At 68.6% G+C, this 9655-nt stretch carries 9 protein-coding genes; 3 read left to right on the plus strand and 6 right to left on the minus strand.

The genetic code is table 11. The features are described from left to right. Positions 1–5 precede the first annotated feature (5 nt). The 5 genes from Q9R39_RS04365 to Q9R39_RS04385 all read right to left on the minus strand — a co-directional run bounded on the left by Q9R39_RS04365 (position 6) and on the right by Q9R39_RS04385 (position 4927). Positions 6–1358 (minus strand): MFS transporter, encoded by a 1353-nt coding sequence (locus tag Q9R39_RS04365; RefSeq protein WP_078112751.1) that lies wholly within the window; start codon positions 1356–1358, stop codon positions 6–8. 115 nt (positions 1359–1473) lie between these two features. Then, on the minus strand, positions 1474–2298 hold the full coding sequence (locus Q9R39_RS04370) for a polysaccharide deacetylase family protein (RefSeq protein ID WP_078112665.1): 825 nt from the start codon (positions 2296–2298) through the stop codon (positions 1474–1476). Between the two features lie 49 nt (positions 2299–2347). Beyond that, positions 2348–3259 carry a cation diffusion facilitator family transporter gene (locus Q9R39_RS04375; protein WP_078112666.1) on the minus strand — a complete coding sequence of 304 codons (912 nt, stop codon included), beginning with the start codon at positions 3257–3259 and terminating at the stop codon, positions 2348–2350. Positions 3260–3307: 48 nt separating this feature from the next. Further along, the gene (locus Q9R39_RS04380; RefSeq protein ID WP_078112667.1) at positions 3308–4432 is read right to left on the minus strand and encodes an aromatic acid exporter family protein; all 1125 of its coding nucleotides are present in this window, start codon (positions 4430–4432) and stop codon (positions 3308–3310) included. A gap of 42 nt (positions 4433–4474) precedes the next feature. Then, the gene (locus Q9R39_RS04385) at positions 4475–4927 is read right to left on the minus strand and encodes a DUF3151 domain-containing protein (protein WP_078112668.1); all 453 of its coding nucleotides are present in this window, start codon (positions 4925–4927) and stop codon (positions 4475–4477) included. 379 nt (positions 4928–5306) lie between these two features. Between Q9R39_RS04385 and Q9R39_RS04390 the strand changes: the two genes are divergently transcribed. Continuing rightward, complete coding sequence (locus tag Q9R39_RS04390; RefSeq protein ID WP_311277141.1) at positions 5307–7109, plus strand: hypothetical protein; 1803 nt, start codon at positions 5307–5309, stop codon at positions 7107–7109. 137 nt (positions 7110–7246) lie between these two features. Beyond that, positions 7247–7402, plus strand: a complete 156-nt coding sequence (locus Q9R39_RS04395) for a hypothetical protein (protein WP_311277142.1) — start codon at positions 7247–7249, stop codon at positions 7400–7402. A 99-nt stretch (positions 7403–7501) separates the two neighbouring features. Here the strand turns inward: Q9R39_RS04395 and fbaA are convergent, their stop codons facing one another. After that, positions 7502–8539, minus strand: a complete 1038-nt coding sequence (gene fbaA, locus Q9R39_RS04400; RefSeq protein WP_055474546.1) for a class II fructose-bisphosphate aldolase — start codon at positions 8537–8539, stop codon at positions 7502–7504. 227 nt (positions 8540–8766) lie between these two features. On the opposite strand from fbaA, the gene Q9R39_RS04405 reads away from it, so the two are divergent. After that, positions 8767–9483 (plus strand): VTT domain-containing protein, encoded by a 717-nt coding sequence (locus tag Q9R39_RS04405; RefSeq protein WP_058249864.1) that lies wholly within the window; start codon positions 8767–8769, stop codon positions 9481–9483. Positions 9484–9655: the final 172 nt, after the last annotated feature.

The following is a 9655-nucleotide window of genomic DNA, read 5'->3' on the forward strand; positions in this document are numbered from 1 at the left end:
GGGACTCAGCCGACCGGCCGCGCCTGGGGGCCCGTCGTGAGGTGGAGATCGTCGCGCCGGATGAGCGTCGTGGCCACGACGCTGATGATCGCGGTCAGCACGAGGTAGCCGGCGGCGAGCCACGGTGACCCGCCGGCCGCCCCGATCAGCGCGGTGAGGATCAGCGGCGTCAGACCCGAGGCGTAGATGCCGGAGAACTGGTAGACGACCGACAGTCCGGTGTAGCGCACCGGGGTCGGGTACAGGCTCGCGAACAGGGTGCCCTGCGCGCCGTAGAAGAGTGCGTGGATGACCCCGAAGACGATCACCAGTCCCACGGTGAACCAGAGCAGGTTCGAGGTCCCGAACAGCACGAACACCGGGTAGACCGCGACGCCGTAGGCGGTGATCCCGATCAGGTAGATCGTCTTGGCGCCGTACCGGTCGGTGAGCAGTCCGGAGAACGGGAGCAGGGCCGCCATCACGAGCGAGGCGATGGTCACGGCGACCAGCACCGGGACCTTCTCCATGTCCAGTTCGGTGGTCGCGTAGGCGATCGCGAAGACGCCCCAGGTGTTGAAGGCCGACCCCTCACCCCACCGGGCGAGGAGGCCGAGGACGGTGTTGCGCGTGTTCGGCGGGACCACGACGTCGCGCAGTGGTGCCGTGGACTTCTTGGCGAGCTCGGCCACCTCGGCGAACGCCGGCGTCTCGTCGACCTTCAACCGCACGACGAACCCGATGACCACCAGGACGATGCTCACCAGGAACGCGATGCGCCAGCCGTAGGTCAGGAACGCCTGCTCGTCGAGGGCCACCTGCAGCAGCGCGAACACTCCGGTGCCCAAGGCGAGTCCGAGGGCCAGGCCGATCTGCGGGGTGCTCCCGAACAGACCGCGCTTGCCGTCCGGGCTGTGCTCGACCGACAGCAGCACCGCACCTGCCCACTCCCCGCCCAGCGCGAAACCCTGCACGATGCGCAGGAGGAGCAGGAGGATCGGGGCGAGCACACCGACCGTCTCGGCGGTGGGCAGCACACCCATCAGGGCGGTCGCGACGCCCATCATCACCATGGTGATCGCGAGCGTGCGCTTGCGGCCGATGCGATCACCGATGTGCCCGAAGACGACTCCGCCGATCGGGCGCACGACGAAGCCGACCGCGAACGTCACGAAGGACAGCAGGGTGCCGACGAACGAACTCTGGTCGGGGAAGAACAACTGGTTGAACACGAGGCTCGCCGCGGTCGCGTAGAGGAAGAAGTCGTACCACTCGACCGTGGTGCCGAGAAGGCTTGCGGCGACGACGGTCCGGAGCCGTTTGCGACGTTCGACGTCGGTCTCGCCGGCGAGCACGGGTGGAAGTGTGGAGGTAGCCATGACCGACACACGGTAACGACGCGGCGACCCGATCCGACGACTACGAATCAGCGTGAACGAAAAGTTGCGGTCGGCGTCCGCACCTCGCCGCCGCCACCGGAGGTGCGGTCGGACCTCAGCGGCCCGCGGCGAAGTAATCGTCGAGTGTCACCATGCGCAGCTTCCGATTTCGGATGATCTCGACGAGTTCCGGATACACCTTGGTCACCGGATCGTGATTGGCGTGGCCGATGACGATGCTCTGCGGACGGAAGTACTTGCGCGCGCAGCGGATGAGGTACCTCTCGGTGATCAGGCCGGAGTCGGACAACGAGCCGTACCAGAGGGTCGGCACCGTGTAACCGAGGTCGGCGGCCACCGCGTCGACGCCTGCGTTGTGGTACCCGAACGGCGGGCGATAGTACGGCGTGCCGTCGACACCGAACTGGTTGCTCAGGAACCGTTTGGTCCGGCGCAGTTCGTCGGCCACCCCGCGCGAGGACAGCTCGGTGAGCGCGGGATGACTCCACGTGTGATTGCCCAGCTGGATCTGGCCGGACTCGACGAGCGGCCGCAGGGTGCTGCGGTGGTCGGTCCAGCCGTCGAACGAACCGGTGACGAAGAAGGTGAACCGGGCGCCGGTGTCCCGGGCGAACTTCACATAGGCGCCGATCACCTCCGAGCTCGCGCCGTCGTCGACCGTGAGCGCGAGACACCGGCCGGGACCGGGCAGTGCGGTGATGGCCCCGTCGGGCAGCGGTCGGCGGGTTCCGACCGCCGGCGGCAACAGTCCCGACGACGGGACGGGCGTCGTGCTGGTCGGCCGCGGCGGGGTGGACGGCCCATCGGCCGGGTCGATCTCGGCCGCCGGGACCGGCGTCGCGCAGCCCACGAGGACGCCCGAGGTCAGAGCCCCCACGGTGCCGGCGGCGAGCACCGCGAGAAAATCGCGTCGTTCCATTCGCCGCAATGTAGGGCATAACCGACATTCACGGCGCCACGACGCACGGTCACCAGGTCATCTCGTCACGACAACGTCGCTGATGGTCGTCGGGGTCGATCTGCACCGTCGCATGTTCGAGGCCGTGGCGGGCCAGGACGGCCTGTGCCGCGGGCAACACCTCATCGTTGGGCCGGCTGCTGCCGAGATGCACGGTGGCGACGTCCATCCCGGTCGTCAGCGTCCAGACATGAAGGTCGTGCACGTCGTCGACGACGGGGATGTCGGCCAGATCGGCCCGCAGGGCCTCGACGTCGATGTGGGCCGGCGCCTGCTGGTTGAGGATGCGCAGCGCGTCGAGCGCGAGTCGCACCGCCCGCGGGACCACCCACAGCGCGATCAGCACCGCGACGACGATGTCGGCGTAACCCCACCCGGTCGTCATCGCGACGACGCCGGCGATCAGCACGCCGACGCTGCCCACGGCGTCGGCCAACACCTCCAGGTAGGCGCCGCGAACCGCGATCGACTCCTTGGCGTCCGCCCGCAACAGCAGCATGACCCCGAGATTCACCAGCAGACCGATCAGGGCCACCACGATCAGCGTGAGGCCCGGGACCTGCGGGTCGCTACCGATACGCTCGACCGCCTCGTAGAGCACGAAGACCGCGACGCCCATCAGCAGCACGGCGTTGGCCACGGCGGTGAACACCTCGGCGCGATGCCACCCGAAACTACGGGTGTCGGTGATCCGCCCGTGCCGGCCGAGCAACAGCGCGATCAGCCCCATGACGAGTGCGACGACATCGGTCAGCATGTGCCCGGCGTCGGCGATCAGCGCGAGCGAGTTCACCAGGATGCCGGTCACGAGCTCGACGACGAAGTAGCCGCCGATCAGCCCGACCGCCAGCACCATCGGCCAGAGCCGACGCTGTCCCGCAGCCGCGGCGGGAGCGTGCGAGTGCGAATGTGAGTGCCCCATGATGCCGGTCAATATATGCAGAACTTCGCATATGTGGCAACAGCCGGGTCAGCTCCGCAGGGTCGCCAGCGCGGAGGATCGGCGGAGCCCCGCGGTCATCAGCAGGTCGACGAGCAACGACCGGATCTCGGCCAGCAGGGCGGCCTCCGACAGTTCGCTGTTGGTCACCAGATCGGCACGCGCCTTGCGCACGATGCTGCGGATCACCCGCGCGGCGTCGGCCTGATCGGGTGCCTCGCCGGGGTCCGCCATCATCATCGCGCGTAACACCTCGAACGCCCCGGCGAGATCGTCGATGATCTCGATCAGCTCCGGCTGCACCGCGACACCCCGCTGGGTGAGGCCGAGGGAACGCCGGGCGATGATCCGGAAGTTGCGGACCGCGTTGTCGATGGGGTCGGCCGTTGCCGAGATCCGGTCCAGCCGCATCCTCGATCCCCAGTACAGGGGCGAGATGCGGGTGACCTCGCGGCCGCCGGTCATGTCCGATCGCATCTTGTTGATCTCGGCCTGCGTCCCGCGACCTGCTTCGAGGGCGGCGGCGATCAGCTCCTCGTCGCGTTCGCGGAGTCCGGTGGCCAGCCGGCGAGCGGCATCGCGGACCGTCGCCAGGACGCCCGCCGCGTCGCGTCGCGCTCGGCTGGCCGGGTTCACCGGCAGCAACGCACCCACGAGGATGCCCACCAGCCCGCCGATGAGGGCGTCGATCGCGCGATGGAAACCCGCCACCCCACCGGGCGGGAGGAGCGTCGCGACCAGCGCGGCCGACGAGGCGGCCTGCATGGGGACGAGCGGACCGTCGTCGAGGAAGACCGCCACCAACATCGCCAGCGCGACGACGACCATGATCTGCCAGGCGCCTTCGCCGACGAGACTGATGAAGAGGTCGCCGACGAGGATGCCGATCGCGACGCCGCCCACGAGTTCGGCGGCCCGGCGCCAACGCTGTCCCAGGGAGAGCCCGAGCGAGATCACCGCGGCGATCGGCGCGAAGAACGGATCGGGATGATCGAAGATCTCCACCGCGATCCACCACGACGCCCCCGCCGCCAGCGCGCACTGGACGATCGGGACCAGCGACACGCGCAGCCGGCGCAGGCGGCTCTTCAGCGGCGCGGGCATCGCATTGAACACCCGGCGCGGGTACGACGGGTTCGCGGCACTCGGAGCCATCAGGCGGACGTCATCCGCAGGTGACCGATCGACTCGGTGCGATCACACGAGGCCGAGTTCGGCGGTCGCGCGCGGGTCGCTGTCGTTGAGCAGGTCGAGGCAGCGCAGGTGCTCGTCCTCCTCGCCGATCAATTCGGCGGCCCGGGCCAATGCCCCGACGCAGCGGAGGAAGCCGCGGTTGGGTTCGTGACTCCACGGCACCGGCCCGAAACCCTTCCAACCGTGGCGTCGGAGCTGGTCGAGGCCGCGGTGGTAACCGGTCCGGGCGTAGGCATAGGCCGCGATGACCGCGGCGGTGTCGATGTCGTCGCCGGCGGAGGCCGTCTTCGACGACTCTAGAGCCGCCTCGGCCAGGTAGGCCCAGGCGATCGAGGCGGTCGGGTGTGCAGCTGCGACCGCGGCCGGCGCGGCGCCGTTGAGCAGGTCCGATTCGGCGTCGTCGTCCCCGGTGAGCAGAACGGGTTGCGGGCCGAGTAGATCTCCGAAAGACGTCATGTCCTCTATTCAAGCACCGCCTGCGGACTCCGACGCCGTTCGCTCGCGGCGGCCGGCGCCCATTCGATCAAATGCCCTAGTGCTGGACCGCCGGGCCGTTCGCTAGGGTGAATGGCGCAATCGGTCCTGCTGCCCGCCGCTGAACGGCGACGCCGGGCGGCCGGGCCGTAGTCGTGCACGGGCGAGATGCGGGGTGATTCAGTCGATGGCGCGATCCGACAGGCCGAGAGCCGCTGTCACCAAGGCACTGTCGACGCTCAAGCAGGTGCGGGACGAGCGCCGGGCTCGTCAGACGGACACGCGGCCGACCCCCGATACTGTTCCGACCGGCACCGACGCCGCTCCACCCAGCACCAGCAGAGAGGGTCACGAGCCACCCGTGGACGATCCCACCGAGAACGAGACCGCCGACGACACGGCCGCCCCGACCGAGGCGACCCCGGCGGAGTCCACGACAGACGCGTCCACGTCCGAGGAGACCACCACGCGCAAAGCAGCGACCGACAAGGACGCGACGGACAAGGATGCGAAGCAGCCCGCGGCACCCACCCCGAGAGGTGGGCGTGGGATCGACGGCGCCACCCAGATCATCAACCGCGACAACCTCCCGTCCGCCGAAGACCTCGAAGACCTGGACGACATCGACCCGCTCAGCGAGGCGCCCGACACCGCGGAGACCGAAACGACCGAGCCCGACGACGCCGAGGCCGCCCCGCCGGCACCGGCCCGGCTCGGCCCGAGCGACTCCGCGACCACCGTCATCCGTCGCTCGGACCTCCCGGACGCCGCCGAGCTCGAGGACCTCGACGACATCGACCCGACGGCCCCGGAGCCCGAGGCAGCGTCCGCCGGAGAAGAGAGCGCCGACTCCAGGACCGAGGGCTCCGACGCCGAGACCGCGTCCACCGAGTCCGGGTCCGCGCCCGAATCCGAGTCGGATCAGAACACCGGTGCGGCCGCCGAACCAGCGCTTGCCGACGACGACACGGACCCGTCCACGGGCACCGCGGTCAGCGCCGGTGTGGGCGCGGCGGGCGCGGCGGCCGTGGCAGCCGGAACGACTCGTGACTCCGACGACGAGTCCGAGGCCGACGACGAGTCCGAGGCCGAGTCCGAGGCCGTGGATACCGACGTGGCGCCAGACGAGGCAGCGACGGACGAAACGGCAGCAGACGAGGCAGAGGCGCACCAGGACCCCGTAGCCGACTCGGACGCCGAGAACGAGCCGGCCGCAGCCGAGGCCGAGGGCGTCGAGGCGGAGGGCGCAGAGGCAGAGGGCGTCGAGACCGAACCAGCACCGGCGGAGCCGGTCGCGGAACAGCCTGCCCCGGACGAGACCCCCGCGGACGCGGCGACAGCAGACGACTCGACCGCAGACGACTCGGCCGTGACGGAGGTCGACTCGCCGACCGAGACCGATGCTGCCGCCGACGCTGACGCCGACGCCGACTCCCCCACCGAGGCGATCGCCGTCCCGACCGGCGAGGACACCGACACAACCGAGCCGGACACCACCGACACCGACACCGAGGACGACGACTCCGGTTCGGGCGCGGCGACGGCCGTCATCCCGGCGGCAGCAGCGGCATCCACCGCCGCCAAAGCCCGGACCGAGACCGACGCGCCGGCCGACGACGACGCGCGGACGACCCCGGAGCCGGCCGTGGCCGCCTCGACCGCCGGATGGACGACCACCGACCGCGAACCGCAGGTCATCCCGGGTAGCGGCCCCACGTCACCGAAGAAGAAACGCGGCAAGGGTCTGCTGATCGCGGCGGCAGCGGTCGTGGTGGTGATCGTGGCCGTCGTCGGCGGCATCTTCGCCTACAACAGCCTGCGCGCACCAGCGCCCGCCGACGAGGCCGCGACCGTGGCCATGGATTACACGACCGCACTGTACGAGGGTGACCTCTCGACCCTGCGGTCGGTCACCTGCGGCGAGCTCAACGCTTTCTACAGCGATTTCGACGACGCCGCGTACCAGCGCACCTACGAGGCGCAACGGGCCCGCAACGAACTCGTGCAGACGCAGGCGATCAACGCGGTCCGCGTCGTCGAAGGCGGTGATCAGGCCGTCGTCGAAGTGGTCGCGGTACACACCAATTCACCCGATCAGCCCGAGACCGTCACGCTGAACCTGCAGCGCGACGGCGACGACTGGAAGGTCTGCAACCCCACGTGACGAGCGGACATCGGTCCGGCCCACCGCCGGCCGGCCCGGGTGACCGTTCTGCGCCGGGCTACTTCACGCCCCCGTCCCGACCGGCACCACCCGCGGGCACGACGCCACGCCGGGGTCTTTCGACGGACATCCGTCCCGTGTCGGACAACCGGGTCCGAAGCAATCGAATCCGCCCCTACGACGTGGGTTCGCCGCAACGGTCCCGGTCGCGCGTCGACCCGGCCGTCATCATCGCGGCGCTGGTGATGGTCGCGCTCGCCGCCGCGGTCGTCGTCGGGCTCGCCCTCACCTGAGCCGGGCCCCCGGACCGGCGCGACGCACGGGGTCGATCACCCGAAAAGACAACTGCCCGCACCCTTTCGGGGTGCGGGCAGCGATCGTGGGACTCTCCGTCAGGCAGTCAGGGACTTGCCGTTGGACTTGAGGTCGTTACACGCCTCGACGACGCGCTCGCTCATGTTGGTCTCGGCCTTCTTCGACCAGCTGCGCGGGTCGTAGACCTTCTTGTTGCCGACGTCGCCGTCGACCTTCAGCACACCGTCGTAGTTGCTGAACATGTGGCCGGCGACCGGACGGGTGTAGGCGTACTGCGTGTCGGTGTCGACGTTCATCTTGACGACGCCGTAGCTCAGGGCCTCATCGATCTCGCTCTTGAGCGAGCCCGATCCACCGTGGAAGACGAAGTCGAAGGGCTTGGCTCCGTCACCGAGGCCCAGCTTCTTCGCGGCGACCTCCTGGCCGGTGTTGAGGACATCGGGGCGCAGCTTCACGTTGCCCGGCTTGTAGACGCCGTGCACGTTGCCGAAGGTCGCGGCGAGCAGGTAGCGGTTGCCCGAGTCGCTGGCACCGAGGGCCTCGATGGTCTTCTCGAAGTCTTCGGGGGTGGTGAACAACTTGTCGTTGATCTCGTTCTCGACGCCGTCCTCCTCGCCGCCGACGACGCCGATCTCGATCTCCAGGATGATGTTGGCTGCGCCGGCCTTCGCCAGGAGCTCCTTGGCGATCTCCAGGTTCTCGTCGAGCGGCACGGCGCTGCCGTCCCACATGTGTGACTGGAAGAGCGGGTTGCGGCCGGCGTCGACGCGCTCCTGCGACACCTGCAGCAGGGGGCGGACGTAGGTGTCGAGCTTGTCCTTGGGGCAGTGGTCGGTGTGCAGGCCGATGAGGACGTCATATTTCTCGGCGACGACGTGCGCGAACTCGGCGAGCGCGACCGCACCGGTCACCATGTCCTTGACACCCAGGCCGGACCCGAACTCGGCGCCACCGGTCGAGAACTGGATGATCCCGTCACTGCCTGCGTCGGCGAAACCCTTGATGGCGGCGTTGATCGTCGACGACGAGGTGCAGTTGATCGCGGGGAATGCGTAACCGCCCTTCTTCGCCTTGTCGAACATCTCGGCGTACTGCTCCGGGGTTGCAATGGGCATCGACGGATCCTCCAGGGTGTTGATGTGCTCTGGTGTTCGGGTTCTCTCGCCGTCGATTGGTGCTTCGGTGGCGAGCAGCCGGACTTCCCGCGGCCGGACTTCACTCAGTATGGCAGGTGCGACATCACCCGGCGCGGGCACCATTCGTGCCCGGACCTGCTGGAAACCGGCGGTGGCGGACCCGTGAGATTCTGTCCTCGCCCCACGCGCAGGTACTCTGGGTCCCCGTGATCGACTCCGCGCTTGCCACCACGACCACCAACCTGGCGCTCCTGCCGGGATTCCTGGATCCGGTGAACCTGCTCAACTCGTTCGGCACGTGGATGCTGGCCGGTCTGCTGTTGGTCGTGTTCATCGAGTCGGGTCTGCTGTTCCCGCTGCTCCCCGGCGACTCGCTGCTCTTCACCGCCGGGCTCATCGTGGCGGCGAAGTCGGCGGAGATCGAGCCCTTCGCCCCGCTGTGGGTGCTCCTCGTCCTGATCCCCATCGCGGCCTTCCTCGGCGACCAGGTCGGGTACTGGATCGGCAAGAAGGCGGGATATTCGCTGTTCCGGCCGGACGCGAAGATCCTGAAGCAGGTCTACATCGAGGAAGCGCACGAGTTCTTCGAGAAGCACGGTCCGGTGACGATCATCCTCGCGCGCTTCGTTCCCATCGTGCGGACCTACGCCCCGCTGGTCGCCGGTGCCGCGAAGATGCGGTACCCGATCTTCCTCACGTACAACATCATCGGCGCGGTCGCCTGGGGTGCGGGAGTCACGCTGCTCGGCTACTTCCTGGGCCAGATCGAGTTCATCCGCGACAACATCGACTACATCTTCCTGTTCATCGTCTTCATCTCGGTTCTGCCGATCATCACCGAGATCGTCAAGCGCATCCTGCGCTCGCGCAAGAAGGTCGTCGAGGAGGAGCCCCTCCCCGCGTCCGACGACGCGAATAACTGAGCCGCCGAGCAGCTGGTCTGCGAGAGCAACACCGCACCGAAATAACGACAACCATTCCGGCGGTACGGCGAAACCGCAATGACGACAGTCGGATTCAATCGTTGGTCCCGCCGTGGCCTGGTGTTCACCCGCGTGCTCGAAACTGGTCATATTCATCTAGATGAATAGACCT

It is taken from the genome of Gordonia sp. AC31 (genome assembly GCF_031844505.1).
In the GTDB taxonomy this organism is placed as follows: Bacteria; Actinomycetota; Actinomycetes; order Mycobacteriales; family Mycobacteriaceae; genus Gordonia; species Gordonia hongkongensis.